The following is a 26,645-nucleotide window of genomic DNA, read 5'->3' as shown; positions in this document are numbered from 1 at the left end:
CCCTCGTGGACCAGGGGGATTCCCGGCTCAGGCTGCCTGGCGGAACGGCGTCCCGCCGGGTCTCGCGCCATCAGCACCAGCCGGGTTGAGACCAGCCCGGGCCGGCATCGCACGGGCGGATTTCTTGTCTTGCACGCTCGGCACTCGACGACACCCGCAGCCGGAACGTCCACACACGCACACCTGTTCGCATCTCCACTCCGTCGCCGGCTGTGCGGGCACTCCGCGCCCCAGCACACCCGACACGGCGACGCCCCGCGCCGCCGTAACGAGAAGGAGGTGGGGAGAGGTGTCACCTGGTGACCATCAGGTGACACCTGTCTGCACGGCACTTTGCCGGAGCCCAGGGAATGCTTGGAGTGCGTCATCGCGAGCGATCAAGCCGCCGACACGCCGCGCGAACCACCCCGACCGACCGGAAGGAATCTCACGCCATGACCGCGACCGCGCCCAAGGCTCCGACTGCACCAGGGGTGCGGTCTTGGTGGGGAATCCCGTACGCCACCGCCGAGCGGTACCGCCGCCCCGTGGTCGCGGACTTCGATCCGGACCGCCCCTACGACCGCAAGGGCGTCGTCTCTGTCCAGCCGGATGCCGGCGACTGGCTCGAAGCGGACAGCGGGATGGGCGAGGACTGCCTGAATCTGAACGTGTGGGCTCCGGAGCAGCCGGCCGGGAAGGCGCTTCCGGTGGCCGTGTACATCCATGGTGGCGGATTCGAGTACGGCGCGAACACGCAGATCACCTCGAACGGCGCCGGTCTCGCCGCGTCGGGGCGCGTGGTGAGCGTGTCGGTCAACTACCGGCTCGGCGCACTGGGCGCGCTGTCGCTGTCGCAGTACGGCGGGCGGCTCGCCGAGGCCGGCAACCTGGGTCTGCAGGACGTCATCGCTGCGCTCACCTGGGTCAGGCAGAACATCGCCTCCTTCGGTGGCGACCCGGATGAGGTCACGGTCTTCGGCCACAGTGCGGGCGCCTACTCCGCTCTCGGGCTGCTCGGGGCGTCCTCCGCGGACGGCCTGTACCGGCGGCTGGCCGGGTTCTCCGGCGCGCCCTCGCGTCTCGTCCCGGCGTGGTGGGCCGAGGAGCTCGCGCATCGGTTCGTCACCGAACTCGGTGTCGCGGGCAACCCTGACAAGCTGATCGATCTCGACGCGGCCTCCCTGGTGGCCGCCCTGCGCAAGGTCTGTCCGACGGATCTCGGAGTCCGTGGCGGGATGGACAACAAGAGTCTCGGTGTCGTCCTGGACGCCGGACAGCCCGGCTCGGTGGTGCACGCCCACCCCCTGGACGTCCTGGCCTCGGGCTCGCACCGGGACATCGACGTCCTTTTGAGCACGGCCAGTGACGAGATGGGCTGGTGGGTGGCGAACGACCTCGACCGGTTCGACCCGCACACCGTCGAGCGCGTCACCGACGAGTTCGCGGGGTGGCGCATTCCCCACTCCCGCGCCAGGAAGATCGTCGACATCTACGACCAGGGCGGCCGCACCGCTGCCGAGGTCCGCGCCGCGTCCCTGACGGACTACATCTTCACGCTCCCCGCGGCCCGTGGCGCGCTGGCCCACGCCGCCGCGGGCGGCAACGCCCATCTCCTCGCGATCGGGCCCGCCGAGGGCGCGCCCGCCGTGCACGGCACCGAGATGTACGCCCTGGTCGGCCAGGAACGGCCGGGACGCAGCCCCGAACAGGCCGACCGTGACACGCGTATCCGCGACATCGTGCTCGACTTCGTCACCGGCGAGCAGACCCGCCTGTGGCCCGCCGTCACGGACCGGCCCACCTCGGGAAGTGTCGGCAACCTTCCCTACGAGCCCAGCGCCCACTACCAGGAGGTCCTCGACCTGTTCGAGAACATCGCCCGCCCGTGACGGTCACGGGGCGACCCGGAACAGCGCACCAGGGGGCGAACAGAGTAAGGAGCTCGGCATGAGCCATCCGACAGCAGCCGGCGACGCCGCACCGGGGACGATGCGGGCGGTCGTCGTCACGCGGCCCGGCGGCCTGGACGCACTGGAGATCCAGGATGTGCCGGTGCCCGTGCGCAAGCCCGGCTGGGTGCGGATCAGGGTGAAGGCGTTCGGCGTCAACGAGTCCGAGGTCACCACTCGCGAGGGCGAGTCGGACGCGGAGGTCAGCTACCCGCGTGTGCCCGGCATCGAGGGCGTCGGCGTGGTCGATGAGGCTGACGAGGACAGCGGGCTGCGGCCGGGACAGCAGGTGGCCACGATGATGGGCGGCATGGGCCGCTCGTACGACGGCGCGTACGCCGAATACGTGACCGTCCCGGCGGCGCAGGTCATCCCGTTTGAGTCCGGCCTGCCGTGGGAGGTCGTCGGTGCGCTGCCGGAGATGTTCCAGACCGCCTACGGATCGTTGACCACCGGCCTGGATCTCAAGGCCGGGCAGACGCTGCTGATCCGCGGCGGCACCTCCACGGTCGGGCTGAGCGCGGCCACGATCGCGAAGGACCTCGGAGCCACCGTGCTGTCCACCACCCGCAGCCCGGAACGGGCCGGGGACCTGCGGGCCGCGGGCGTCGACCATCCCCTCGTCGACAGCGGCACGATCGCCGACCAGGTGCGCGAGCTGATGCCGGAGGGTGTCGACGCCGTACTGGAGCTGGTGGGCTGCTCGGTCCTCGCCGACACCCTCCGCACCGTCCGCCGGCACGGCACCGTCTGCTTCACCGGAGCCCTGGCGGGCCAGTGGACGATCCCCGATTTCAGCCCGTTCATGATCCCGGGCGGGGTGCGGCTGACGTCCTACGGCGGTCAGGCCGCCGACCTCCCGGCCGACATCTTCGCCCACCAGCTCCAGGCCATCGCCGCAGGACGCCTCAACGTCCCGGTCGCGAAGGTCTACCACGGCCTGGAACAGGTCCGTGACGCCCAGGCCGACGTCGAGTCCGGCACCACGCCGGGCAAGCACGTCGTCGTCCTGGACTACTGAGCCCGGATCCCTCGACTTGAGCTCGGCCGGGTCCCAGGCGGGGTCAAGCTGTCCGGCTTGCCGCGCCTGGCGGAGCCGGTCGATTTTGCGGGCGATCACTGCACCAAGCGGCTTGAGGAGAACGCCGGCGCCGTCGACGTCCGCCGCGTTTCCGTCACGCGTCGGTCCTGGCTGCGCGGGCCGCGAAGGCGGCCGGGGTGAGGCCGGTGCGGTCGCGGAAGAAGCGGCCGAAGTTCGCGGGATCACTGAAGCCCAGGTGGACGGCCACCATCCGGGCATCCCACCGGGCAGCTCCCAGCAGGCGTCGGGCTTCCAGGAGACGCCGCTCGTCGATGAGTTCACGTACTCCTTTGCCGGTGGCGTCCCGGGCGGCACGGCTGAGGGTGCGGACCGAGCAGCCGAGCAACTCGGCGTAGTCCGCGGCTTGGTGCAGCTCGCGAAAGTGCAGCTCCAAGGCGTCCAGGAAGCGTCGGTATCTGTCGGCGCGGCCCGGGCCGGCCGCGGCCGGCCCGGTGGGGGCGATGCCCGGGGAGTTGGCCAGGCGCAGCAGCAGCGATTCGAGCAGGCTGCGCCGCAGGGCGTGGTGGATGTCGAGGGGGCGGCGTCCCAGTGCGCGGTGTTCGTCCAGGAGCTGGAGTGCGGTCTGCTGGAGCCAGGCGGTGTCGTCGGGGTGCGGGCTGAGCACGGCAGGGGCCGCGTGCGCGGTGAGCGGGGCCAGGAGACGGGCGAGGTCGGGCCGTAGCACGTCCGGTTCGAACAGGATGAACGGGCCGCGGGCCGTGCCGGGCGGATGCCAGCACTGTGCGTGTCCGGGGCGCACCCACAGCCACTGGCCGGGGGTGACGGTCCGCGTGACGTGGTCGACGTCGTGCCGCAGCTCGCCCTCGGTGACGGCGATGAGGTAGTGGAAGGTGGCGCGGCCCGGACGGGGCGGGTTCCACGGCCAGTCGTCGTGGTGGGCGAAGAAGTCCTCGACGGTGCTCACCTCAAGGCCGTACGGGGTACCGACCGGGGGCTGGAAACCGAACAGCGGAACCACAGCCGGACCGGCCGCGCTTCCACTCGGATCGGGGTGTCGCATGTCGACCATCACGTGTCCGCAGCCTACCGCCCTTTCGGTCGGCTGCGGCGGAAGGATGGACGCGCCACCGCGCCCGCGCGGCGCGCCCTCCACATTCCTCGAAGCAACAGTCCGTCACCACCTGAGGAAGGCAACGCCCCATGAACGGATCGGCCCTGCACAAGACCGCCGCCGACTGCGCGGAGGAACTCCCCGGAGCCCACCTGGAGCACCCCTTCGGCCCCGACTGGGAGGTCTACAAGGTGCGCGGCAAGGTGTTCATGCTGATGACCGAGGTCCCGGGGCGGCCCGTGGTGATCCTCAAGGCGGACCCCGGCGAGGCCCACGCCCTGCGGGAGCAGTACAGCCAGATCACCCCCGGCTATCACTTGAACAAGAAGCACTGGATCACCGTGGAGGGCGGAGAAGGCGTCGACAAGGAGCTCGTCCGGGAGCTCGTCACCGACTCCTACCGGCTCGTCGTCGCCCAACTGCCCAAGGCCGAGCGGCCCGTCGACCCGCACACCTACGGCACCGGCACGCGGGCGGCCCGGTGAGCGCGGCCGGTGACCGGCTTCAGGACACCGCCCGCCAGGCGGCCCTGGTCGCGGGCAGGTGTTCCTGAGCGTCACCGACGACCCGTACGAACAGGTCATCACGGTCAAGTGCGAACCCGGACACGTCCGCGAGCAAGAACGCGACCACCGAGAAGGCGTTCACGATCACGCCGTAGAACATCGCGTTCGGTACGAACTCCCGTACCGTCCAGCACCTCACCTGTCACGGAAACGTCACCCAGCGTGAATTGGGTAACCCCTGTCTCTGCCCTGTATCTCGGCTGCACGGGCTCTAACCAGCGAAAAGAGAGGCTGGAGTCACTTCACAGCACAGCCTCTCACCGCACTGGAGACAGCGATGAACCGTCGTTCCATAACCAAGCGCGCAGCCATCGTCACCGCGACCGCGATCGTCGCCGTGGGAACCGTCGGTACCGTCGTCGCCACCGCAGGGACGGACGCCGCGAAGAAGCCCACCAAGAAGGAGATCGCGGGCCTGTTCACCACCTGGAACGCGGCCCTGAAGACCGGTGACCCCGACAAGGTGGCGAGCCTGTACGCCAAGGACGCGGTCCTGCTGCCCACCGTCTCCAACAAGGTCAGAACCAACCACGCGCAGATCGTCGACTACTTCGAGCACTTCCTCCCGAACAAGCCGGTCGGCAAGAAGATCCAGACGATCGTCAACGTCCTCGACAGCAACTCCGCGATCGACACCGGCGTCTACGAGTTCACGCTCACCGACCCGAAGAGCGGCGCCAAGCGTGTCGTCGAGGCCCGCTACTCGTACACGTACGAGAAGGAGAACGGTGTGTGGAAGATCGTCAACCACCACTCCTCGGTGATGCCCGAAGGCTGATCTCCACCTTCAGCCCGCTCCCCGGCGCGTCCGCCAGCGTCACGGCTCCGCCGTCGTCGGTCACCAGCTGCTTGACGACGGCGAGGCCGAGGCCGGAGCCGGAGCGTCCGGTCAGGCCCTGGCCGCGCCAGAAGCGGTCGAAGGCGCGGGACTTGTCGGCGTCGGACATGCCGGGTCCCTCGTCCCGTACCGACAGCACCACCGTGTCCGCCCGGGGCTCGATCTCGACGGTGATCCGTCCGCCGTCGGGCGAGACCTCCAGGGCGTTCGAGAGCACGTTGTCCAGCACCTGGTCCAGATGACCGGGGCTGGCCAGCACAGACGGCCGGTCGTCGACACCACTCCCCCTGAGCGCGATGGTGACTCCGCGCTCGTCGGCGGCCGGCCTCCACACCGTCAGCCGTTCCTCCACGATCTCCCGGAGCGGCAACGGCTCCGCGGCCGTCACCTTCGCCTCGGCCCGCGCGAGCACGAGAAGGCCGTTGACCAGGCGGCTCATGCGAACCACCTCCGCCGTCGCCTGCTCCACGTCCTCCCGGACGAACTCGTCGTCCACCCCGTCCGCGATGTTGTCCAGCGACAGGCGCAACGCGGTCAGCGGGGTGCGGAGCTGGTGCGAGGCGTCCGCCACGAAGATGCGCTGCGAGGCCACCAGTGTGTCCAGACGTTCCGCGCCCTGGTTCAGGGTGCGGGCCAGCGTCTGCGTCTCCGGCGGGCCCGTCACCGGGGAGCGCGCGGTCAGGTCGCCGTCGCTGAACTTGCTGGCCATGAAGTTGAGTTCGCGCAGGGGGGCGGTGATCCTGCGGGCGGCGAACGCGCCGATCGCGGCGGCCGCTCCCAGGACGAGCACGGCGAGTCCGGCCCGGAAGCCCCAGATCTGCCAGAGCCGTGTGGTCATGTCCGAGGTCGAGTAGACGATCCGTACGGCCGCGTGCCCCTTCGCGGGGACGGTGACGGTCAGGTGCTTGCCCCAGACGAAGTCCGAACCCCAGTCCGTCGTGGCCCTGTTCTTCTGCACGGCCCGGGTCAGCGCCGCGTCCGCGACGGGCTTCGGCAGCTTCGGGTCACAGTCGGCGGTCGGGGTCGCCTGGACGTCGCCGTACGCCGTGGCCACCTCGGTCAGGGCCTCGCACGAGGTGCTGGTGCCGTTGCTCAGCAGCAGCGCCATGGTGTTCGCCTCGCGCAGGACCGACTGCCGGGTGTCGTCCCGCAGCTGCTCGGTCAGCGTGAAGGCGACCGGGACGGTGAACAGGAAGATGGCCACCGCGACCAGCAGGATGTAACTCCGGATGAGCTGCCGGTTCATGAGGCCCCGGTGTCCTTGACGATCTCCAGCCGGAAGCCCACACCCCGGACGGCCTCGATGACGACCGCCCCGGCGAGCTTGCGCCGCAGCGCCGCCACGTGCACGTCCAGTGTCTTGGTCGGCCCGAACCAGTTCGCGTCCCAGACCGCCTCCATGATCTGCTCGCGCGACATCAGCGCGCCCGGCTCCTCGGTGAGGAAGGCCAGCAGGTCGTACTCCTTGGGTGCCAGGGGCACCTCCTCGCCGTCGAGACGGACCCGGGCGGCCTTGCGGTCGATGCTCAGACGGGAGCCGTAGGTGTCGGGACCCGCCGCGGCGACCTCGGTACGGGGCTGCGCGCGTCGCATCACGGCCCGTATCCGCGCGATGACCTCCCGGACCCCGAACGGCTTGGTCACGTAGTCGTCGGCGCCGAGCTCCAGGCCGACCACCCGGTCCGTCTCGTCGCTGCGCGCGCTGATCACGATGATCGGCACGTCACCGCGCTCGCGCAGCGCCCTGCACACGTCGAGGCCGTCGGTGTCGGGCAGCCCGAGATCGAGGAGGACGACGTCGTAGGGGCCCTCGTGGCCGAGGGCGGCCGCGCCGGTGGAGACCCACTCGACCTCGAACCCGTACCGGATCAGACCCCGTCTCAGGGACTGGGCGACCGGCTCATCGTCTTCCACCAGGAGTACGCGCACAGCGGCACCCTAATCCTTGAAACTTAATTCACAGCTGTCACCTGGGTCTCACATCGTCATGTGACACGGTGCACTTTTCCCGAGGTCCGCGAATGGGCATGCGCTGACCTGGGCGTCCGAATCTCACGATGCGATACCGCGGGGGTGGATTTCGGGCGCTCGTTAAACTGAGCCGACACACACGGACTGAGCGAGGAGCGCACGTGGGCCTTGTCGTGCAGAAGTACGGAGGCTCCTCCGTAGCCGATGCCGAGGGCATCAAGCGCGTCGCCAAGCGGATCGTCGAAGCGAAGAAGAACGGCCACCAGGTGGTCGTCGTCGTTTCCGCGATGGGCGACACGACGGACGAGCTGATCGATCTCGCCGAGCAGGTATCTCCCATGCCTGCCGGGCGGGAGTTCGACATGCTGCTGACCGCCGGGGAGCGTATCTCCATGGCGCTGCTGGCCATGGCGATCAAAAACCTGGGCCACGAGGCCCAGTCCTTCACCGGCAGCCAGGCCGGCGTCATCACCGACTCGGTCCACAACAAAGCCCGGATCATCGACGTCACGCCGGGCCGTATCCGTACGGCCCTCGACGAGGGCAACATCGCCATCGTCGCCGGCTTCCAGGGCGTCAGCCAGGACAAGAAGGACATCACCACGCTCGGGCGCGGTGGCTCCGACACCACCGCCGTGGCGCTCGCGGCCGCCCTCGACGCCGAGGTGTGCGAGATCTACACCGACGTCGACGGCGTGTTCACCGCCGACCCGCGGGTGGTCAAGAAGGCGAAGAAGATCGACTGGATCTCCTTCGAGGACATGCTGGAGCTCGCCGCCTCGGGCTCGAAGGTGCTGCTCCACCGCTGTGTGGAGTACGCCCGTCGCTACAACATCCCGATCCACGTCCGGTCGTCCTTCAGCGGGCTGCAGGGCACGTGGGTGAGCAGTGAGCCGATCGAGCAAGGGGACAAGCAGGTGGAGCAGGCCATCATCTCCGGTGTCGCGCACGACACCTCCGAGGCCAAGGTCACGGTCGTCGGCGTGCCGGACAAGCCGGGTGAGGCCGCGGTGATCTTCCGCACGATCGCGGACGCCGAGATCAACATCGACATGATCGTGCAGAACGTCTCCGCCGCCTCCACCGGGCTGACGGACATCTCCTTCACGCTCCCCAAGGCCGAGGGCCGCAAGGCCATCGACGCCCTGGAGAAGAACAAGTCCGGCATCGGCTTCGACTCGCTGCGCTACGACGACCAGATCGGCAAGATCTCCCTCGTCGGCGCGGGTATGAAGACCAACCCGGGCGTCACGGCCGACTTCTTCACCGCCCTGTCTGACGCCGGCGTGAACATCGAGCTGATCTCGACCTCCGAGATCCGCATCTCGGTCGTCACCCGCGCCGACGACGTCAACGAAGCCGTCCGCGCCGTGCACAGCGCCTTCGGGCTCGACTCCGACAGCGACGAGGCCGTGGTCTACGGAGGCACCGGCCGATGACCGTACGTCCGACGCTCGCGGTCGTAGGCGCGACCGGGGCCGTCGGCACGGTCATGCTCCAGATCCTGTCCCAGCACGCGGACATCTGGGGCGAGATCCGACTGATCGCCTCCCCGCGCTCGGCCGGCCGCAAGCTGGCCGTGCGCGGGGAGCAGGTCGAGGTGGTCGCCCTGTCGGAGGAGGCCTTCGACGGGGTCGACGTCGCCATGTTCGACGTACCCGACGAGGTGGCCGCGCACTGGGCGCCGGTCGCCGCCGCACGCGGTGCCGTCGTCGTGGACAACTCCGGCGCCTTCCGGATGGACCCGGAGGTGCCGCTCGTGGTGCCCGAGGTCAACGCGCACATGGCCCGCAAGCGGCCGCGCGGGATCATCGCCAACCCCAACTGCACGACCCTCTCCATGATCGTGGCCCTGGGCGCGCTGCACGCCGAGTTCGGGCTGCGGGAGCTGGTGGTGTCCTCGTACCAGGCGGTGAGCGGCGCGGGCCGGGCTGGCGTGGAGACCCTGCGCCAGCAGCTGTCCCTGGTCGCGGGCACCGAGCTCGGCACGCACCCCGGTGACGTGCGGCGGGCCGTCGGCGACAACACCGGGCCGTTCCCGGAGCCGGTCGCGCTGAACGTCGTACCGTGGGCCGGTTCCCTGCGCGAGGACGGGTGGTCCTCGGAGGAGATGAAGGTGCGGGACGAGTCCCGCAAGATCCTGGGCCTGCCCACGCTGCCGGTCGCCGTTACCTGTGTGCGGGTCCCGGTGGTCACCGTGCACTCCCTCACCGTCCACGCCCGCTTCGAGGGCGAGGTCACCGTCCGCAAGGCGCGCGAGATCATCGCGACCGCCCCCGGGGTCGTCCTCTTCGACGATCCGGCCGCCGGCGAGTTCCCCACCCCCGCCGACGTCGTCGGCACCGATCCCACCTGGGTGGGGCGGGTCCGGCGGGCCCTCGACGACCCCACCGCCCTCGAACTCTTCGTGTGCGGGGACAACCTGCGCAAGGGTGCCGCGCTCAACACCGCGCAGATCGCGGAGCTCGTCGCGGCCGAGTTCGGGTGACGTCCGGCCGACGGCAGATCTGCCGTACGCAGTTGTGCGTACCGGAAAAGTCCTGGCCATGGCCGGAACCCTTTGTAGGATCTGTGTGCGACATGTGGTGCGACTAATGGTCCGTACCACTTGATCCCGGCGCCAGGACGTCCGAAGATTTTCCTCCCCGCTCTCCGCAACCGTGCGAAGGGCGGGGAGCGTCTTTGCGAACGCCCTTTCAGGGGTGCGGGGATGCTTGCGAGGCGTGGGGACGCCTCGGCCATTCAGGACACAGGGGAAGAGCGGGTAGGGCATGAGCGCGTTTGACGCACGGTCAGTTGTGCTGCCTGAGAGAAGATGGACGGTCGCGTACAACCCTCACCGGGGTGAGCGTGTCCAACTGTCGTGGCTCAGGTACTCGACTTCCCTGCCGCGCCGAGCGGCGCGGCTGTCCTCCGGCCCCGCAGGCCCGGGGCGCCCGGTGGCATGCCGGTGATCGCCCCCATGCCCGCAGCGCGGCCCGCCCGCATACCCAGTCAGCGTGACGGAGCCGAGTACGCCGAGGACACCGCGGCAGCCGGAACCACCGTCGACCATCTCACCGAGACCTACCGGGCGCACTACCGCTCCCTGCTGGGTCTCGCGGCCCTCCTGCTCGACGACACCGCCTCCTGCGAGGACGTCGTCCAGGAGGCGTTCATCCGCGTCCACTCGGCGCGCAAACGCGTCCGGGACCCGGAGAAGACGCTCGCGTACCTGCGCCAGACGGTCGTCAACCTCTCCCGCTCGGCGCTGCGCCGGCGCATCCTCGGACTCAAACTGCTGTCCAAGCCGATGCCCGACATGGCGAGCGCCGAGGAGGGGGCGTACGACCAGCTGGAGCGCGACTCGCTCATCAAGGCCATGAAGGGCCTGCAGCGCCGCCAGCGCGAGGTCCTGGTCCTGCGCTACTTCGCGGACATGACCGAGGCCCAGGTCGCCGATACGCTCGGCATCTCGCTGGGCTCGGTGAAGGCGTACGGTTCCCGCGGGATCGCCGCCCTGCGGGTCGCGATGGAGGAACCGGTGTGAGCGGCGAGGGTGATTCCGAGGGACGGCGCCACGAGCCTTACGCGTGGCATGAGCCGACCAGGGAAGGCAAGCACGAGCCGACCTGGGCGGCGCGGCAAGAGCACAAGCAATCGCACGCTGGGAACGGAACTGTGAATCAGGGCCCCGACGATCTGAGCTCCACGGGGGAGTTCGACTCGGACGAGCTGGCACTGCGACGACTGCTGCACCAGGCGGTCCAGGAGATGGAGCCGCGTGACGGCACCCTGGACCATCTGCGCAAGGCGGTGCCCGCCCGGCGGGCACGCAAGCGGCAGGCCGTCGTCGGCATGGCGGCCGCGGCCCTCTTCTTCGGGACCGCGATCCCCGCCGTCGTGCACGTCTCCTCCACCAGGACCAGTGCCAACACCTCCAACGCCGGGCACACCTCCCAGATGCAGGGCGGCGCGGGCCAGGGCAAGCAGGAGGACGGCGGCGAGTCCACCTCCGGCGGCTCCGCGGGCAAGCCCGAGGACAAGGGCAAGGGCGGCTCGAAGGACCAGGGCAAGGGCAAGTCCGCGGGCGCGAGCACCGGCGCGAGCAGCGGCACCGACCCGTCGGCCACGACCTCCACCAGCGCCGCGGTCTGTACGGCCGCACAGCTCGGCACCCCCACGGCGAGCACCGCGGGGCCCGACGCCTCCGGGACGGTCTACGGCACGTTCCACATCACCAACGGCTCCAGCGACGCCTGTACGGTCACGGGGCCCGGCATCGTGACGACGAGCGCTCAGGGCGCGGCCGACAGCAGCAAGATCGTCGCGCAGCGGCACGTGTCCGGTGACGCGGCCTCGGCGGGGCTGCCCGACCCCTCCCAGGAGGTCTCCCAGCTGGTGCTCCAGCCGGGCTCCTCCTACGACGTGAAGTTCGCCTGGGTGCCGTCCGAGACCTGTCCCACCTCGGAACCCTCGACCGACCCCAGCCCCGACCCCACGACCTCCCCGGACACCTCCACCGGTGAGGGCTCCTCCACCGGCGGCGACACCGGCACCTCCACCCAGCTCCTCACGGACGGTGGCACCCTCGACGGCAGCGTCCTGGTGGGCAACACGGCCGAGGGCGGCGGACCGTCGGTGTCCACGACCGTGTCCAACGCGTGCGCGGGGGTCGTGTACTGGACGGGCGTGCTCCCGTCGGCGTGACGGCCGGAACGCCCTTCAGGCGGGCGTCTTCTCCTGGGACTGTCCCTGCGTTCCCTGGTCCCGCTGTCCCTGTTCCCGCTGTTCGTCGTCCGGGACGATCCCCAGCTCAGCGTCCCGGATGAACTCCACCTCGCGGCGCACCAGACGGAACCACATGAAGACCACGAAGCCGGCGAAGACGAACCACTCGCCGGTGTAGCCGAGGTTCTGGAAGGCCTTGAGGTCCAGCCCGCTGTCCGCGGGCGCCGTCGCGGGCACCGCCTTCATGCCGGAGTCACCGGTGTTGAGGGTGACCCACGCGTCGTACACGTCGTACGGCACCAGGTTGATCAGGGAGGCCGCGCTGATCGCCGAGGTCTGCCCGGCGGGAAGCCCGCCCCGCGCACTGACGCCGTTGTCCCCCGGGGTCTCGGACGCCTGGAGCGCACCGGTGACGGTGACCTCGCCCTTCGGCGCGGCCGGGACCTTCGCCGGGTCGGGGGTGCCCGGCAGCCAGCCCCGGACCACCGGCAGGGCCTTGCCGCCGTCGGTGCGCAGCAGCGTCAGGACGTAGTAGCCCTCGCGGTCGTCCACCTGCCGGTCGGGGACGAGCAGCTGCTTGTCGTACCGGCCGCTCGCGGTGACCTGCTTGCCGGAGGTCGCCTTGTCCACCGGCAGCAGCTCGGCCAGCGGCCGCGCGGCCTCCCGCTCGTCGGTGACGACCGACTGCTTCGCGTCCCGGCTCTCCGCCATCCGGTCCTCGAACCGGCTCAGCTGCCACGACCCCATGAAGACGCAGAACGGGATGGCGAGCAGCAGGAAGACGTTGATGCCAAACCAGCGAGGCGTCAGCAGAAACCGGTACACACTCCCACGGTACGGGGCCGCCCCGGGGCGCCGGGGCGCGGGGTTGGGACTGCTGGATTTGAACGTGCACGCCCAGGACGTACTCCCGCTCAGTCTTCAGGAGCGGTCAGTACCGCTCGGTGAGGTGGTCACGACCCGCCGGGGGCTCGTACGGCTCCGGCCAGAAGTCGGTGACGGTGGTGATACGGCCGCTTTCGTCCCCGGTGAAGAACGAGATGCCGTACATCTCCTCCAGACCCACCGTGACGTGCGCCCAGGTGACGACCTGGTCCGGCTCGGCGACGATCCGCTCGATCCGCAGATGCCAGTCGCCCGGGTACTCCCGGTTGAACTCGACGTACCGCTTCCGTCCGCTGACGCGCTCGCGGGTCTGCGGCAGGGTGTAGACGACGTCCTCGGCCAGGGTGTCCGCGAACGCGGTCCAGTCGCGGGCCTCGGCGAGGGCCCAGAAACGCTCCACGGTCTCACGCAGATCGGTCATGGGGACGAGTGTGCACCCCGCCACTGACAACGGGCCCGGGACGGCCCCTCCGACCTGGTCGCACAGGGTTCGGGTAAGCGGCCGGTAGAAGTTTTCCACAGGCTGGGGACCTCGTCTGCGGATTGTCTGTGAGGGCAGGCAGTATGGGGTCATGACTGAGAGCAACGGGTCCGCCGCGGCCGAGCGGAACAACGAGATGCCGGACTGGGAGAAGCGCTTCCGGGCGCCCCGGGTGTCGCTGCCCGACTGGGCGGAGGACGCCCCCGACCGCTCCCTGTTCGTCTCCAACGCCACGGGGACGTACGAGCTGTACGCCTGGGACCGGGCCACCGGCGTCCAGCGGCAGGTCACGGACCGGCCCAACGGCACCACGGACGGCGTGCTCTCCCCGGACGGCGCGTGGATCTGGTGGTTCGACGACAAGGACGGCGACGAGTTCGGCGTCTGGCGCCGCCAGCCCTTCGAGGGCGGCGCGGACGAGCTCGCCGCGCCGGGCCTGGAGCCCTCCTACCCGGCGGGCGCGGCCCTGGGCCGGGACGGCCGTACGGCGGTCGTGGGCCGCTCGACCGACGACGAGGGCACCTCCATCCACCTCGTGCGCACCGGAGAGGAGCCGGTGGAGATCTACCGGCACCGCGAGTCGGCCGGCGTCGGCGACCTCTCCCACGACGGCTCGCTGATCGCGATCGAGCACACCGAGCACGGCGACGCGATGCACTCGGCGCTGCGCGTGGTGCGCCCCGACGGCAGGGCGGTCGCCGAACTCGACGACACCCGGGGCGGCACCGAGGAGCTGGGCCTGGAGGTCCTCGGCTTCGCCCCGGTCGACGGCGACACCCGGCTGCTCATCGGCCATCAGCGGCGGGGCCGTTGGGAGCCGCTGGTGTGGGACGTGGCCACCGGCGAGGAGAGCGACCTCGCCCTGGACCTGCCCGGTGACGTGGGCGCCGAGTGGTACCCCGACGGCACCGGTCTGCTCATCGTGCACAGCTTCGAGGCCCGCAGCGAGCTCTTCCGGTACGACCTGGAGAGCGGCAAGCTGGAGAAGGTCCCGACCCCGCCCGGATCGGTCTCCGGGGCGACGGCCCGCCCCGACGGCAGCGTGGAGTACCTGTGGTCCTCGGCCGCCGAGCCGTCGGCGGTGCGCTCGACGACGGGCGAAGTGGTCCTGGACCCGCCGGGTCTGAGGTCCCCCGGTTCGGTGCCGGTCGAGGACGTGTGGGTGGAGGGCCCGGGCGGCCGGATCCACGCCCTGGTCCAGAAGCCTGCGGGGACCACGGGACCGCTGCCGACGGTCTTCGACATCCACGGCGGCCCGACCTGGCACGACAGCGACTCCTTCGCCGCGGGCCCGGCGGCGTGGGTGGACCACGGGTACGCGGTCGTCCGGGTCAACTACCGCGGCTCCACGGGGTACGGGCGCGAGTGGACCGACGCGCTGAAGCACCGGGTCGGCCTGATCGAGCTGGAGGACATCGCGGCGGTGCGGGAATGGGCGATCACGTCCGGCCTCGCCGACCCCGGCCGTCTGATCCTCACGGGTGGCTCCTGGGGCGGCTACCTCACGCTCCTCGGCCTGGGCACCCAGCCGGACGCGTGGGCGCTGGGCATCGCGGCGGTGCCGGTCGCGGACTACGTCACGGCGTTCCACGACGAGATGGAAGCGCTGAAGGCGATGGACCGGACGCTGCTGGGCGGTACGCCGGAGGAGGTGCCGGAGCGCTTCGAGGCGTCGTCGCCCTTGACGTACGTGGACCAGGTGAAGGCTCCGGTGTACATCTCGGCGGGCGTCAACGATCCGCGGTGCCCCATCCGCCAGGTCGACAACTACGTGAAGCGGCTGGAGTCGAGGGGGGCGGTGCACGAGGTGTACCGGTACGACGCGGGTCACGGCTCGCTGGTGGTGGACGAGCGGATCAAGCAGGTGAAGCTGGAACTGGACTTCGCGGCGAGGTACTTGGGATAGCCCGGCGGACATTCCGCCGCGGGTGCGTGGGGGCTGGTTTCGGGTGGTACAGCGCGGCCGACTTCAGGTGCACCCACCTGGGGGCGCGGGGAACTGCGCGCCCAGCCCCCACCGCGCCGCAGTCCGCGACGAACGGCTATGTTCCCGACCGCTCCCGTCCCCTGCGCCCCAGCAGCTCCGCCAGCCCCCGCCGGGTCGCCGCCAGCACCACCCGGTCGGACGCCTGAAGCACATACGTGTCCGGCAGATCCCATGCCAGGCCCGGAGAGTCCCCGGACTCCTCCCGCGCCAGCACCCGCCAGGCACCCGCCCGGAACGCCTCCCCCACCGTCCTCCCCTCCAGCTGGGGATGCCCGCCCACGTCCACCGCCGCGAACAGCAGCACCCTCCGCTCGACCGGGAAAGCCCCCAGGATCTGGCGGCCCATCATCGCCCCGGCGAAGGCGGGAGCCGCCAGGTGGGAGACGCTTCGGCTGCGGGTGGAGGCCCGGGGGTGCGCGGCCCTCAGGGTCCGGTACACCGCCGTCGCGAAGTCGTCGTCGTACAGCCGCAGCACCACCCGCAGGTCGGGGCGCACGGCCCGGGCGTACAGCACGGCCTCCAGGTTCGTCGTGTCCGCGCTGGTCACCGCGAGCAGGGCGTGCGCACGGTGGATCTTGGCGGCCTCCAGGACCCCCTCCTGGGTGACGTCCCCGAGCACCACCGGCACCCGCAGCCGCCGCGCCGTGGCCAGTCCGCGGGCCTCGGGGTCGGACTCGACGCACACCACGGGGATGTTCAGCTCCCGCAGCCGCGTCAGCACCCGGGTGCCGATCTTGCCGAGCCCGAGCAGCACGACATGGCCGCCGAGGCCGCGGGGCGGTTTGCGCAGGGAGGACGTGGTGCGGAAGGTGCCGAGGGCCTCCAGGACCGCCGCGAGGAGCACCGGCAGGAGCAGCAGTCCGGCGAGCCCGGAAAGGAGCTGGAGGATCTGCCGTCCGACGGACTGACCGATCGCGGGGTCGTCGATCGCGAACAGGTCGAGCAGGGTCAGATAGAAGGCATGCAGCGGATGGATCCCGGTCACCAGCCACAGCGCGACGGCGAGCGCGACCACGCACCCCACCATCCCGGCCAGCGACCACCGCAGCCGCCGCGAGAACAGCGAGGCGAACCAGGGCATCACCCCCCGCCCGTCGGGCAGCGAGGGCCCGGCGTACGACACCTGCTCCAGCACGACGGTCGAACGTGCGCCGCCGTCCCGCACCGTCGCCGCGTCCGGGAGCAGGGTCGGGCCCTGGTCGCCGCCGAGCCCGGCGGTGTCGGTCGGCGAGAGCAGGGCGAGCGTGGCGAGACCGGGAGCGGCGCTCACCCCGGCCCCGGCCGGGGGCCGTTCGACCGCCCGCAGCAGCAGGCCGCCGGTCTGGAGGACCTTGCTGGTGCCGGTGAGGGCGGTGGCGGCCAGTGCGGGCGCGGCCGTGTCGGCGTCGGAGAGCACGGTCGTGGAGGCATCGAAGCCGGTCCCGTCGGCCGGGCCGCCGGCGGCCAACGTGGCGGCCTGGTCGAGGAGTTCCTCGATGTGCTGGCCCAGGCGCCGGTTGTAGAGCCGCAGGACGAGCCGCAGCCGGGGGTTGAGGCGGCGGGCGGTGAGGGCGGCGCGGATGTTGGTCTCGTCGTCGTCGTACACGAGCGCGAGCGCGTCCGCGCGTTCCACGCCCGCCCCGGTGAGCGCCGCCTCGTTGGGCTCGGCGGCCTCCATCAGCCGTATGCCGCTGGCGGGTTCACCGGTGGCGGTGACCACGCCGTTGCCGTTGCCGGTCAGGCCGGCGGCCGCGGTCACCACCCGGTCGAGCAGCGCGGACGCGGACCGGGCCCGCACCACCACCGGTGGCCGCACGGTCCGTTCGGAGGCCGGGACGACGAGCGTGACCTGCTCGCCGTAGACACCTGTGAGCTCGGCCGCCAGCCGGTGCGCGAGTCCGTCGTCCCCGCACACCACCATGTGCGCGGCCGCGTCGCCCGGCGGCCCGGGACTCTGGTTCGGAAGGCTCCCCACGAGGGAGAAGACTGCCTCACCGGGACGGATGTCGCCACGTCGGACAGGTGAGGCGACCCTCTGTCAAGAAATCCCCAAACCGTCGCGCACACTGAGCAATCGGACCTTCTCCGCCGTACGCACGGACAGGGAAACCAGCACCCCACCTCCGGAGGGACCCCGGCCGTGTCCGTCACCAAAGCACCTCCGCGCACGCGGGACGCCGGCGAGGACCCGCGCCCGGCACCGAGGGACGAGGCCGACCGGCGCCTGAACTCCCCCCTCGTGCTGACCCTGCTGATGCTCCTGGTGGTGCTGCTCCAGGGGCCGATCCGCGGGGCGCTGGGCGCGCCGGTCATGCAGAGCTGGATGACGGTGTTCGTCGCCGTGCTCGTCCAGGCGCTGCCCTTCCTGGTGCTCGGGGTGCTGCTGTCGGCGGCGATCGCGGTGTTCGTGCCGCCGTCGTTCTTCGCCCGCGCCCTGCCGAAGAACCCCGCCCTCGCGGTGCCGGTGGCCGGGGTGGCGGGCGCGGTGCTGCCGGGCTGCGAGTGCGCGTCCGTGCCGGTGGCCGGAGCCCTGGTACGCAGGGGTGTCACCCCGGCCGCGGCCCTCGCCTTCCTGCTCTCCGCCCCGGCGATCAACCCGATCGTGCTGACGGCGACCGCGGTGGCCTTCCCGCGCGATCCCGAGATGGTGGTGGCCCGGCTGGTCGCGAGCCTGCTGGTGGCGTGCGCGATGGGCTGGCTGTGGCTGCGCCTCGGCCGCACCGACCTGCTGAAACCGCCGGCCCGTCACGCGTACGAGGGGCAGGGCCGGGGCGCCGCCTTCTGGGGTTCGGTCCGGCACGACGTGATGCACGCGGGCGGCTTCCTGGTCGTGGGCGCCATGGCGGCGGCGACCCTGAAGTCCGTCGTCCCGCAGTCGTGGCTGCGTACGGCGGCGGAGAACCCGGTGATCGCCGTGCTCGCGCTCGCCGCCCTCGCCGTGGTGCTGTCGATCTGCTCGGAGGCGGACGCGTTCGTGGCCGCCTCGCTCACCCAGTTCTCGCTGACCGCGCGGCTGACCTTCCTGGTCGTCGGCCCGATGATCGACCTCAAGCTGTTCGCGATGCAGACCGGCACCTTCGGCCGCGCCTTCGCCCTGCGCTTCGCGCCCGCCACCCTCGCCCTGGCGATCGTGGTGTCGGTCCTGACCGGGCTGGTGATGCTGTGAACCGGCAGGCACAGTCGGCGGTCCTGTTCGTCCTCGGCGCGGCCCTCCTGCACGCGGGCCTCACCGACCTCTATCTCCGTTACGTCAAGGCGGGCCTGCGCCCGCTGGTCCTCGCGGCCGGTGTCGTCCTCATCGCGACGGCGCTGGCGACGGCCTGGTACGAGTGGCGGCACAAGGACCACGGAGAAGGTCACGGAGAGGTCGATGGAGAAGGCCACGGAGAAGGCCACGGAGAAGGGCACGTCCACCGCGAACCCCGCGTCTCCTGGCTCCTCGTCCTCCCCCTCTTCGCCCTGATCCTCGTCGCCCCGCCCGCCCTCGGCTCCTACAGCGCGATGCGTACGGGTACGGCCCTGCAGCAGGCGTACGGCTATCAGAAGCTCCCCGCCGAGGGCCCCCTGCGGCTCGGTCTCGCCGACTACGCGGGCCGGGCCGTCTACGAGCACGGCCGGGGCCTCGGCGGACGGCAGATCACCATCACCGGGTTCGTCGCCCTGGACCGCTCCGGCGCTCCCTACCTGGTCCGGATGGCCCTCAACTGCTGCGCGGCGGACGCCCAGCCGGTCAAGGTCGGTCTGACCGGGCAGGTCCCGCCGGTCCTCAAGCCGGACGGCTGGCTCCAGGTCACCGGCACCTACACGGCCGAGCGGACCAAGGACTCGGTGAACGGCGGCCCGATCCCGTACCTGCGGGTCACGCGGGCCGAGCCGGTCCCGACGCCGCACGACCCGTACGACGAGACCTGGAACAACTGACGCCCGGCCCTTCAGCCGCGTCGCGCCGACCCGTCCGGCCCTTGCCGATGCGGGGGCCTCCCCCTAGCCTGCAATCTGACGACCCATCAGATACCGGCTAGGGGGCAGGCAATGGCCGTCACCACCGACAGCGGAACCGGAACGGGACCGGGCACCGGGGACATCCCCAAAGTCATCAGCGTGGACGATCACGTGATCGAGCCCGCGCACCTCTTCGAGACCTGGCTTCCGGCGAAGTACCGGGACAGGGGGCCGAAGCCGCTCACCGCCGGCATCGGGGACCTCGCGTACGTCGGCGGGAAGTACCGGTTCACCACTGATCCGGAAGGCCAGCTCACGGACTGGTGGGAGTACGAGGGCGAGCTCTTCCCGTACAAGCGGATCATCGCGGCCGTCGGCTTCTCGCGGGACGAGATGACCCTCGACGGGATCACCCGCGAGCAGATGCGGCGGGGCTGCTGGGACCCCAAGGCCCGTATCGAGGACATGGAGATGAACCATGTCGAGGCCTCCCTGTGCTTCCCGACCTTCCCGCGGTTCTGCGGGCAGACCTTCGCCGAGGCCAAGGACAAGGAGGTCGGGCTCGCCTGTGTGCGCGCCTACAACGACTGGATGGTCGAGGAGTGGTGCGGGGACAGCGGGGGCCGGCTGATCCCGCTGTGCCTGATCCCGCTGTGGGACATCGAGCTCGCGGTCGCGGAGATCCGCCGCAACGCCGAACGGGGCGTACGGGCCGTCACCTTCAGCGAGATCCCGACCTATCTGGGGCTGCCGTCGATCCACTCCGGCTACTGGGACCCGTTCTTCGCCGCGTGCCAGGAGACCGGGACGGTCGTCAACATGCACATCGGCAGCAGTTCGCAGATGCCGGCCGCGTCCCCCGACGCCCCGCCCGCCGTGCAGGCCTCGCTGTCCTTCAACAACGCCATGGCCTCGATGATGGACTTCCTCTTCTCGGGGGTCCTGGTGAAGTTCCCGCGGCTCAAACTGGCGTACAGCGAGGGCCAGATGGGCTGGATCCCGTACGCCCTGGAACGCGCCGACGACGTCTGGGAGGAGCACCGGGCCTGGGGCGGCGTCAAGGACCTGATCCCGGAGCCGCCGTCGACGTACTACTACCGGCAGATCTTCTGCTGCTTCTTCCGCGACAAGCACGGCATCGAGGCCATCGAGACCGTCGGCGTGGACAACGCGACCTTCGAGACCGACTACCCGCACGTCGACTCGACCTGGCCGCACACCAAGAAGGTCGCCGAGGAGCATGTGGCCGGGCTTGCGGACGACGTGATCTACAAACTGATGCGGGGCAACGCGATCCGCATGCTGGACCTCGACTTCGACCGGTAGCCGGGCGGACCGGCCAAGCCCCCAGCCGTGCGACCGGCCGTAGCCTTGCGGTCGGCTGTGGCTCTGCCTGCGGCCGTATCTCTGCGACCGGCTGTAGCCCTGCGGTCGGCTGTCGTCCTGCCTGCGGCCGTAGTCCTGCGACGGGCCGTAGTTCTGCGACCAGGCCCCAGGCTTGCGACCGGCCCCAGCCCGGTCAGTGGCTCCATTCGAGGGCGGCCAGCGCTCGTGCCCGCGCCTCCGTCACGGCTAACCGGGCCCCCAGCTCCACCGTGTCGACATGCGCCGCCTGTCCGGTCACCTGGCCCTCCCACTTGCGGTAGAGGAGGCCGGGCTCGGCGGTGAACCAGCCGCGGCTGACCGCGTCCAGGGCCAGCAGCAGGCCGGTGTCCTCGGAGGCGGGCAGGGCCATCCAGCCGCCGAGGGCGAGCAGCAGTTCGCGGCGGACGAAGAGGGTTCCGGGGACGACCGGCGGGACGGCGTGGGCCTTCCAGTGCGCGAGAAGCGCGCCGGGTGCGAGCGGGCCCTCCTCGGGGTCGCCGGGAGAGCCGACCGTGGTGCCGTCGGGGAGCCGGTCCAGGGCTCGGCAGGTCGCCCAGCCGAGCGCGGGATCCGCCTCCAGCGCGGCCAGGTCCCGGGCGAGCGCGCCCGGGGTGAGCAGATCGTCGGCGTCCAGGACCTTCACGTACGGACCCGTCGCGTGTGCGAGTGCGACGGTGCGGGCGACGCCCGGTCCGCCGGGGCGGCCCTGACGGAAGGTCACCCGGGGGTCGTCGGGGACGTACGGGCGCACCTCGTCCGTCCGGCCGTCCTCCTGTATCACCCAGCGCCACTCCCAGCCCCCGGGCAGTTCCTGTGCGCACAGTGAGGTGTAGGCCTCGGGCAGGAAGGGGGCGGACGGGGCGTGGACGGCCGTGATGATCGTTATGCGCACCGCCCCAGCGTAAAACGTGATCAGGAACGCAAAGACCCGACCGCTGGCGACGGGGGATGCACCAGCGGTCGGGCCGTGGCCAAGACTAACAAGGCAAATGGAACAGCGGGAGCGGAGTGCTCGGCCCGGGGGAGAAGTTGTGATTGGGATCACGTAATGCGCTTCAGTCGCAGGGAGGATCGTACGAGAGCCTGGGCAGGTACTCCTTCCATTCCTGGCGGGTCAGGACGTTCCCCGTCGTGGCGCAGATGTGGTCGATCGCCTCGTCGACGTCGAGGTCCCACAGCCGGATGGTGTCCGCGCCGCTGGAGATCCCGAGCATGCGGCTGTCGGGGCTGAAGGTGAGAAAGCTGCCGGTCTTGGCGCTGGGGCTCATCGACTGCCCGATGGGGGCGGCCGCGGACGGGTCCGCCACGTCCCAGAGCCGGACCGTGTTGTCGTTGCCGCCGCTGGCCAGCCTGGCACCGTCGCGGCTGTACGTCAGCGACACCACCGCCTCGGTGTGCCCGGTGAGGGCGGCGCCCGCCTGCTCGGCGTGCGCGGGGTCGGCCACGTCCCAGAGCCGGACCGTGTCGTCGTCGCCGCCGCTGGCCAGGGTGTGTCCGTCCGGGCTGAAGAGGAGCACGTTGACGGGCCCGGTGTGCCCGGTGAGCGGCTTGCCGAGCAGGGTGGGACGGGCCGGGTCCGTCACCTTCCACAGCCGGATCGTGCCGTCCGCGCTGCCGCTGGCCAGGGTCCGGCCGTCCGGGCTGAAGGTGAGGCCGTTGATGTATCCCCGGTGGCCGGCGATCGGGCCGTGGGAGACCGGACGGGACGGGTCGGTCACGTCCCACAGCTGGAGGGTGTGGCTGTCGTAGGCGGTGGCCAGGGTGCGTCCGTCCGGGCTGAACGCCAGGGCGTCCGGGCCCATGAACCGGGAGCGCAGGACGAGCGCCGGGCCGTAGGGGACGGGGTGGGCCGGGTCGGCGACGTTCCACAGGTGGACCCGGCCGGAGGTGAGCACCGCGAGGGTGCGGCCGTCGGGGGAGAACAGCACCTGGGAGTCCGGGTCGCGCACCACGGGGGTGAACGGCTTGCCCAGGGCCAGGGGCCGGGCCGGGTCCGTCACGTTCCACAGCCGGATCCGCCCGTCCCGCCCGGCGGTGGCGAGCACCTGGCCGTCCCGCCGGAACGCCCCGCTGCCGCCCACCAGGTCTCCCGCCGGGATCGACCACAGGCGCACCTTGCTGTCGCCGCTGCCGGTCGCGAGGGTACGGCTGTCGGGGCTGAATCCCAGCGCGTACATCTCGCCGCTGCTTCCGGTCAGGGGCTCGCCGACCTGCGAGGGGTACGCCGGGTCGCTCACGTTCCACAGGCTCGCCGTGCTGTCCGCGCTGGCGGCGGCGAGCATCCTCCCGTCCGGGCTGAAGGCCACGGACCAGATCGGACCGGTGTGACCGGTGAGCGGCGGGCCGACCTGACGCGGGTCGGCCGGGTCCCGCACGTCCCACAGCCGGACGCTGTCGTCCGCGCTGCCGCTGGCCAGCTCGGTCCCGTCCGGACTGAAGGCGACCGAGTGCACCAGACCCGTGTGCCCCTTCAGCACCCTGTCGTACGCCCGGGGCCGCCGCACGTCGGTGGTGTTCCACAGGCGGACCGAGTCGTCGTCACCACCGGCCGCCAGCGTGCGCCCGTCGGGGCTCCACGCCACTGACCGCACGGCGGCACCGGCACCGGTCAGGACGGTCGGGGGCCGCTGCGCGCCGCGCGTGTTCCACAGCCGTACGGTGCGGTCCTCACCGGCGGAGGCCAGCGTGCGCCCGTCCGGGCTGAACGCGATCAGGTAGATGGTCCCGCCATGGCCGGCCAGGGGAGTGCCGAGGGGCTTCGGGTGCCGGGGGTCGGCGAGGTCCCACCGCCTGATCTTCCCGTCGTCCCCCGCGCCGGCCAGCGTCCTGCCGTCCGGGCTGAAGACCGCGCTGCTCACCCAGCTCGTGCCACCGGCGAGGGGCTTGCCCAGCGCCTTGGGGTGCCGGCGGTCGCTGACGTCCCACAGCCGGACGGTCCGGTCGTAGCCGGCGGTCGCGAGGAGCTTTCCGTCCGGGCTGAACGAGGTCAGGTACACGGCACCGGTGTGGCCGGTGAGCGGGGTGGCCAGCGGCGCGTTGACGATGGAGATCAGCCGGGTGTTGGTGCCCTCGTCGTCGGGCCGCAGACGGTGCGCGACCAGGTCGATCCGGGCGGACAGCGACGGATCCGTGTACTGGACGCGGTCCGCCTCCGCGACGACCTGCTCGAACACGGCGTCGTTGCGCTGCTGCCAGGCCACCACCGCCGCCCCGACGGCCACCATCGCGAGGACGACCAGCGCCGACACCGCGCCCCGGGCGATCAGGACCGTGCGCCGGCGCAGCCGGACCGAGGCGGCCAGGAACTCCACCGCGCTGCGGGTCAGATAGGTGTCCCCGGCGGACTTCGCCCAGGTGCGCGCCTGTTCGAGCCGTGACCCCCGGTACAGCAGCGAGGAGTCGCGGTTCGAGCCCTCCCAGGAGCGGCCGTCCTCCTCGATGCGCTGGCGCAGCAGATGGTCGCTGCGGTCCTCGTCGATCCACTCGCGCAGCCGCGGCCACGCCGTCAGCAGCGCCTCGTGGGTGATCTCCACGGTCTCCGCGTCCAGCGTCACCAGGCGGGCGCGTACCAGTGCTTCGAGGGACTCCTCGGTCTTGGCCGGGTCCGTCGACTCGGCGGCCAGCCGGCGCCGGGTGCCGCGCCTGCGAGTGGCCTGGGTGTCCTCGCCGAGCCGCACCAGGCGCAGCAGCAGCAGCCGGGCCGCCGTACGCGCCGCCGGGTCCAGACCGGTCCAGGCCCGCTCGGCGGTCGCCGCGACCGCGCCCTGGATACCGCCGGCCGCGCGATAGCCGGCCAGGGTCAGCCGACCTGCCTTGCGGCGCTGCCAGGTCGCGAGCAGGGCGTGCGAGAGCAACGGCAGGACACCCGCGTCGTGCGCCCCGCGCGGACCGTCGGCACTCACCTCGCGCACGATCAGCTCCGCGAGCCCGGGCTCCAGCTCCAGGCCCACGGCCCGGGCCGGACCCGTCACGGCCTCGCGCAGTTCCCCGTCGGTGAGCGGCCCGAGCACCATGTGCCGGTGCTGGAGCGCGTCGGCCAGCTCGGGATGGTCGAGGCAGCGCTCGTAGAAGTCGGCGCGGATGCCGAGCAGGACCAGGGCGGGGGCGGGCGAGTCCGGGCCGGCGGGCGTGCACGCGGCGTGCAGCAGCCGGACGAACGTACGCCTGGCCGTCTCGTCCGAGCAGAGCGTGAACGCCTCCTCGAACTGGTCGACGATCACTACCGGCCGGGCGGTGGCGGCCTCGCGCTGAGCCCACGAGGCGACCGCTTCCCGGACGGCGTGCGTGAATTCGGGGGGATGCTCGATGTCCGGCCCGGTCGTCTCCATGGCGGAGACGACGGGCTTCAGCTCGGGTATTCGGCAGGTCAGTTCCGTGAGCGGGTCGGCGCCCGGCACCAGCTGGAGGACCGTGCGGCCGCCGTCCGCACCGGCACCGCCGAGCGCGTCCTCCTCAAGGGCGGTCACCAGACCGGCGTTGAGCAGCGAGGACTTGCCCGCCCCCGAGGCGCCCACGAGCATCACCAGACCGCCGGTGCCGGTCTCGGCCGCCGAGCGGAGCAGCTTGACGAGAGCCTCAGTGCTCCGTTCCCGGCCGAAGAACCAGCGGGCGTCCTCCTGCCGGTAGGAGGCCAGACCGCGGTACGGGCAGACCCCCACCGGGGGCTCGGGCTGGGAGCCTTCGTCCTCGTCCGGCGCCAGCGCGCGCTCCCACAGCCGCTGCCACTGACCGAGGTCGTACAGACCGGCCGAGACGGGGGTGGGACTGATCCGCCGGGCCTCGGGAATGAGGATGTGCAGCACGGCCGCGAGGGCGGTGAACTGAGCGGGCACGTTGCGGGCCCGCCGCCAGTCGCTGATCCGCTGTGCGGACACCCGGACGGGCCGTCCCCGCTCGTCCACCCGCTGGAGTCGGCCAACTCCCTCGGACACGCGCTTGAGAGGCGGATTGCCTGCCTCTCTGTACAACAGTGCGAGACGCTCCGCGAAGGCCGTACGCGCTCCTGAGTCGGAGCTCAAGGTCTTCCACCCCTTACTTCCCTCGCGGTTGAATCCGGACCGGAAAACTCACTTTATATGGCTGACCTGCGGTAACGCACTGCCTCCGGCACCGTAACCTCCTCTGTGGACCCCCTGGCTGGCAGGATCATGGCCTGCGGCGCAGCCATCGGGCGACGCCATGACAGGCCACCAGCCCGGCGCCCCGCACGCCAACCAGCGCGCCGTACGTTCTCGGCCACATTCCGCCCACGGTCACCCGCTTCCTCCGGTACCGGTCCCCACGAGGGGAGGGACCGGTACCGGACGAAGCGGGACGATCACTGGGCCGCCCCTACACTTGGTCCGGCGGTTCGAAGTGATCGATGCGGTTGACCCGAGAGGACGGGCGAGGGCTGTGGCGAAGATCGTCGGCGGTTTCCAGGACCCGTCGGCCGAGGTGCTCGCCGAGGCGGCCGCCGTGTTCGGACTGCTCGCCTCCTCGGCCCGGCTGCACATCATGTGGGCGCTGTCCCAGGGCGAGAGCGACGTCACCCACCTCGCCGACCGGGTCGGCGGCGCGCTGCCCGCGGTCAGCCAGCACCTGGCGAAACTGAAACTCGCCGGCCTCGTGCGGGCGCGCCGCGAGGGCCGCCGGCAGATCTACTACGTCGACGACCCCGACATCGTGACCGTGGTCCGCGTCATGGTCGGCCAGCTGACGGCCCGGGAAAACCCCTCCGGAGCATCGGACCGACTGCGCGAGGCCGGTGTCTGAGCGGTCGGGGGCGCGGGGGGAGGACGGTGCCCCGTCTGCTGCGCCTGGTGCTTCGGGTGGGGCGGGGTCCGGTGCTTCGGGTG

General features: G+C 71.3%; 21 protein-coding genes and 2 pseudogenes. 13 read left to right on the top strand and 10 right to left on the bottom strand.

What is annotated here, in order from left to right; translation table 11 throughout:
* Positions 1-27: 27 nt before the first annotated feature.
* Positions 28-138: pseudogene (locus D1369_RS43895) on the bottom strand (RNA-guided endonuclease TnpB family protein); the annotation flags it as partial.
* Between the two features lie 296 nt (positions 139-434).
* Here D1369_RS43895 and D1369_RS18615 point away from each other — a divergent pair.
* Entirely contained in the window at positions 435-1,871 is a 1,437-nt protein-coding gene (locus D1369_RS18615; protein ID WP_007383605.1) for a carboxylesterase family protein, read from the top strand.
* A 58-nt stretch (positions 1,872-1,929) separates the two neighbouring features.
* On the top strand, positions 1,930-2,952 hold the full coding sequence (locus tag D1369_RS18610) for a zinc-binding dehydrogenase (protein WP_037900902.1): 1,023 nt from the start codon (positions 1,930-1,932) through the stop codon (positions 2,950-2,952).
* A gap of 154 nt (positions 2,953-3,106) precedes the next feature.
* Here D1369_RS18610 and D1369_RS18605 read toward each other — a convergent pair whose 3' ends face one another.
* Positions 3,107-3,937 carry an AraC family transcriptional regulator gene (locus tag D1369_RS18605; protein WP_086023266.1) on the bottom strand — a complete coding sequence of 277 codons (831 nt, stop codon included), beginning with the start codon at positions 3,935-3,937 and terminating at the stop codon, positions 3,107-3,109.
* A 236-nt stretch (positions 3,938-4,173) separates the two neighbouring features.
* Between D1369_RS18605 and D1369_RS18600 the strand changes: the two genes are divergently transcribed.
* A complete protein-coding gene (locus tag D1369_RS18600) occupies positions 4,174-4,569 on the top strand; it encodes an MmcQ/YjbR family DNA-binding protein (protein ID WP_007383608.1) in 396 nt (131 codons plus the stop codon).
* A 139-nt stretch (positions 4,570-4,708) separates the two neighbouring features.
* Here D1369_RS18600 and D1369_RS18590 read toward each other — a convergent pair.
* Positions 4,709-4,780: pseudogene (locus D1369_RS18590) on the bottom strand (sulfite exporter TauE/SafE family protein); the annotation flags it as partial.
* Positions 4,781-4,927: 147 nt separating this feature from the next.
* Here D1369_RS18590 and D1369_RS18585 point away from each other — a divergent pair.
* Positions 4,928-5,428 carry an SgcJ/EcaC family oxidoreductase gene (locus tag D1369_RS18585; protein ID WP_037900908.1) on the top strand — a complete coding sequence of 167 codons (501 nt, stop codon included), beginning with the start codon at positions 4,928-4,930 and terminating at the stop codon, positions 5,426-5,428.
* On the opposite strand, the gene D1369_RS18580 is transcribed toward D1369_RS18585, so the two are convergent.
* Both D1369_RS18580 and D1369_RS18575 read right to left on the bottom strand, forming a co-directional pair.
* On the bottom strand, positions 5,394-6,734 hold the full coding sequence (locus D1369_RS18580; RefSeq protein WP_037900909.1) for a HAMP domain-containing sensor histidine kinase: 1,341 nt from the start codon (positions 6,732-6,734) through the stop codon (positions 5,394-5,396). The genes D1369_RS18585 and D1369_RS18580 overlap by 35 nt on opposite strands.
* Complete coding sequence (locus D1369_RS18575; protein ID WP_007383612.1) at positions 6,731-7,417, bottom strand: response regulator transcription factor; 687 nt, start codon at positions 7,415-7,417, stop codon at positions 6,731-6,733. Before D1369_RS18575 ends, D1369_RS18580 begins: the two co-directional genes overlap by 4 nt.
* 203 nt (positions 7,418-7,620) lie before the next feature.
* Between D1369_RS18575 and D1369_RS18570 the strand changes: the two genes are divergently transcribed.
* The 4 genes from D1369_RS18570 to D1369_RS18555 all read left to right on the top strand — a co-directional run bounded on the left by D1369_RS18570 (position 7,621) and on the right by D1369_RS18555 (position 12,148).
* Positions 7,621-8,898 carry an aspartate kinase gene (locus tag D1369_RS18570; RefSeq protein ID WP_007383613.1) on the top strand — a complete coding sequence of 426 codons (1,278 nt, stop codon included), beginning with the start codon at positions 7,621-7,623 and terminating at the stop codon, positions 8,896-8,898.
* On the top strand, positions 8,895-9,947 hold the full coding sequence (locus D1369_RS18565; RefSeq protein ID WP_007383614.1) for an aspartate-semialdehyde dehydrogenase: 1,053 nt from the start codon (positions 8,895-8,897) through the stop codon (positions 9,945-9,947). Before D1369_RS18570 ends, D1369_RS18565 begins: the two co-directional genes overlap by 4 nt.
* 375 nt (positions 9,948-10,322) lie before the next feature.
* Positions 10,323-10,988 carry a SigE family RNA polymerase sigma factor gene (locus tag D1369_RS18560; protein ID WP_078960181.1) on the top strand — a complete coding sequence of 222 codons (666 nt, stop codon included), beginning with the start codon at positions 10,323-10,325 and terminating at the stop codon, positions 10,986-10,988.
* Positions 10,989-11,119: 131 nt separating this feature from the next.
* Positions 11,120-12,148, top strand: a complete 1,029-nt coding sequence (locus D1369_RS18555; protein WP_037900913.1) for a hypothetical protein — start codon at positions 11,120-11,122, stop codon at positions 12,146-12,148.
* A 15-nt stretch (positions 12,149-12,163) separates the two neighbouring features.
* Here the strand turns inward: D1369_RS18555 and D1369_RS18550 are convergent, their stop codons facing one another.
* Together D1369_RS18550 and D1369_RS18545 are read right to left on the bottom strand one after the other, a co-directional pair.
* On the bottom strand, positions 12,164-12,994 hold the full coding sequence (locus D1369_RS18550) for an SURF1 family protein (protein ID WP_007383617.1): 831 nt from the start codon (positions 12,992-12,994) through the stop codon (positions 12,164-12,166).
* 106 nt (positions 12,995-13,100) lie between these two features.
* A complete protein-coding gene (locus tag D1369_RS18545) occupies positions 13,101-13,475 on the bottom strand; it encodes a nuclear transport factor 2 family protein (RefSeq protein ID WP_037900916.1) in 375 nt (124 codons plus the stop codon).
* Positions 13,476-13,626: 151 nt separating this feature from the next.
* Between D1369_RS18545 and D1369_RS18540 the strand changes: the two genes are divergently transcribed.
* Positions 13,627-15,441, top strand: coding sequence for a prolyl oligopeptidase family serine peptidase (locus D1369_RS18540; protein WP_007383619.1), 1,815 nt, complete (start codon positions 13,627-13,629; stop codon positions 15,439-15,441).
* A 136-nt stretch (positions 15,442-15,577) separates the two neighbouring features.
* Here D1369_RS18540 and D1369_RS18535 read toward each other — a convergent pair whose 3' ends face one another.
* Positions 15,578-17,422, bottom strand: a complete 1,845-nt coding sequence (locus D1369_RS18535; RefSeq protein WP_037900919.1) for an NAD(P)-binding protein — start codon at positions 17,420-17,422, stop codon at positions 15,578-15,580.
* Positions 17,423-17,641: 219 nt separating this feature from the next.
* Here D1369_RS18535 and D1369_RS18530 point away from each other — a divergent pair, with 219 nt between their 5' ends.
* The 3 genes from D1369_RS18530 to D1369_RS18520 all read left to right on the top strand — a co-directional run bounded on the left by D1369_RS18530 (position 17,642) and on the right by D1369_RS18520 (position 20,769).
* Positions 17,642-18,667 carry a permease gene (locus D1369_RS18530; protein ID WP_007383621.1) on the top strand — a complete coding sequence of 342 codons (1,026 nt, stop codon included), beginning with the start codon at positions 17,642-17,644 and terminating at the stop codon, positions 18,665-18,667.
* On the top strand, positions 18,664-19,422 hold the full coding sequence (locus D1369_RS18525) for a TIGR03943 family protein (RefSeq protein WP_007383622.1): 759 nt from the start codon (positions 18,664-18,666) through the stop codon (positions 19,420-19,422). The genes D1369_RS18530 and D1369_RS18525 overlap by 4 nt, the downstream gene beginning before the upstream one ends.
* Positions 19,423-19,533: 111 nt before the next feature.
* The gene (locus D1369_RS18520; protein WP_007383623.1) at positions 19,534-20,769 is read left to right on the top strand and encodes an amidohydrolase family protein; all 1,236 of its coding nucleotides are present in this window, start codon (positions 19,534-19,536) and stop codon (positions 20,767-20,769) included.
* A gap of 193 nt (positions 20,770-20,962) precedes the next feature.
* Here D1369_RS18520 and D1369_RS18515 read toward each other — a convergent pair whose 3' ends face one another.
* On the bottom strand, positions 20,963-21,700 hold the full coding sequence (locus D1369_RS18515; protein ID WP_037900921.1) for a glycosyltransferase family 2 protein: 738 nt from the start codon (positions 21,698-21,700) through the stop codon (positions 20,963-20,965).
* Positions 21,701-21,863: 163 nt separating this feature from the next.
* Complete coding sequence (locus D1369_RS18510; protein WP_118082526.1) at positions 21,864-25,826, bottom strand: AAA family ATPase; 3,963 nt, start codon at positions 25,824-25,826, stop codon at positions 21,864-21,866.
* A gap of 376 nt (positions 25,827-26,202) precedes the next feature.
* On the opposite strand from D1369_RS18510, the gene D1369_RS18505 reads away from it, so the two are divergent.
* Positions 26,203-26,562, top strand: coding sequence for a metalloregulator ArsR/SmtB family transcription factor (locus tag D1369_RS18505; RefSeq protein ID WP_007383627.1), 360 nt, complete (start codon positions 26,203-26,205; stop codon positions 26,560-26,562).
* Positions 26,563-26,645: the final 83 nt, after the last annotated feature.

Source organism: Streptomyces sp. CC0208, assembly GCF_003443735.1.
Taxonomy (GTDB): domain Bacteria; phylum Actinomycetota; class Actinomycetes; order Streptomycetales; family Streptomycetaceae; genus Streptomyces; species Streptomyces sviceus.
This window is presented reverse-complemented; position numbering and strand designations above follow the sequence as displayed.

What these genes read in the sequence shown, in the direction of transcription:
- D1369_RS18600 (WP_007383608.1), top strand. Translation starts at nt 4,174, where the DNA reads ATGAACGGATCGGCCCTGCACAAGACCGCCGCCGACTGCGCGGAGGAA.
- D1369_RS18615 (WP_007383605.1), top strand. Translation starts at nt 435, where the DNA reads ATGACCGCGACCGCGCCCAAGGCTCCGACTGCACCAGGGGTGCGGTCT.
- D1369_RS18535 (WP_037900919.1), bottom strand. Translation starts at nt 17,422, where the DNA reads ATGGTGGTGTGCGGGGACGACGGACTCGCGCACCGGCTGGCGGCCGAG.
- D1369_RS18545 (WP_037900916.1), bottom strand. Translation starts at nt 13,475, where the DNA reads ATGACCGATCTGCGTGAGACCGTGGAGCGTTTCTGGGCCCTCGCCGAG.
- D1369_RS18585 (WP_037900908.1), top strand. Translation starts at nt 4,928, where the DNA reads ATGAACCGTCGTTCCATAACCAAGCGCGCAGCCATCGTCACCGCGACC.
- D1369_RS18540 (WP_007383619.1), top strand. Translation starts at nt 13,627, where the DNA reads ATGACTGAGAGCAACGGGTCCGCCGCGGCCGAGCGGAACAACGAGATG.
- D1369_RS18580 (WP_037900909.1), bottom strand. Translation starts at nt 6,734, where the DNA reads ATGAACCGGCAGCTCATCCGGAGTTACATCCTGCTGGTCGCGGTGGCC.
- D1369_RS18520 (WP_007383623.1), top strand. Translation starts at nt 19,534, where the DNA reads ATGGCCGTCACCACCGACAGCGGAACCGGAACGGGACCGGGCACCGGG.
- D1369_RS18610 (WP_037900902.1), top strand. Translation starts at nt 1,930, where the DNA reads ATGAGCCATCCGACAGCAGCCGGCGACGCCGCACCGGGGACGATGCGG.
- D1369_RS18565 (WP_007383614.1), top strand. Translation starts at nt 8,895, where the DNA reads ATGACCGTACGTCCGACGCTCGCGGTCGTAGGCGCGACCGGGGCCGTC.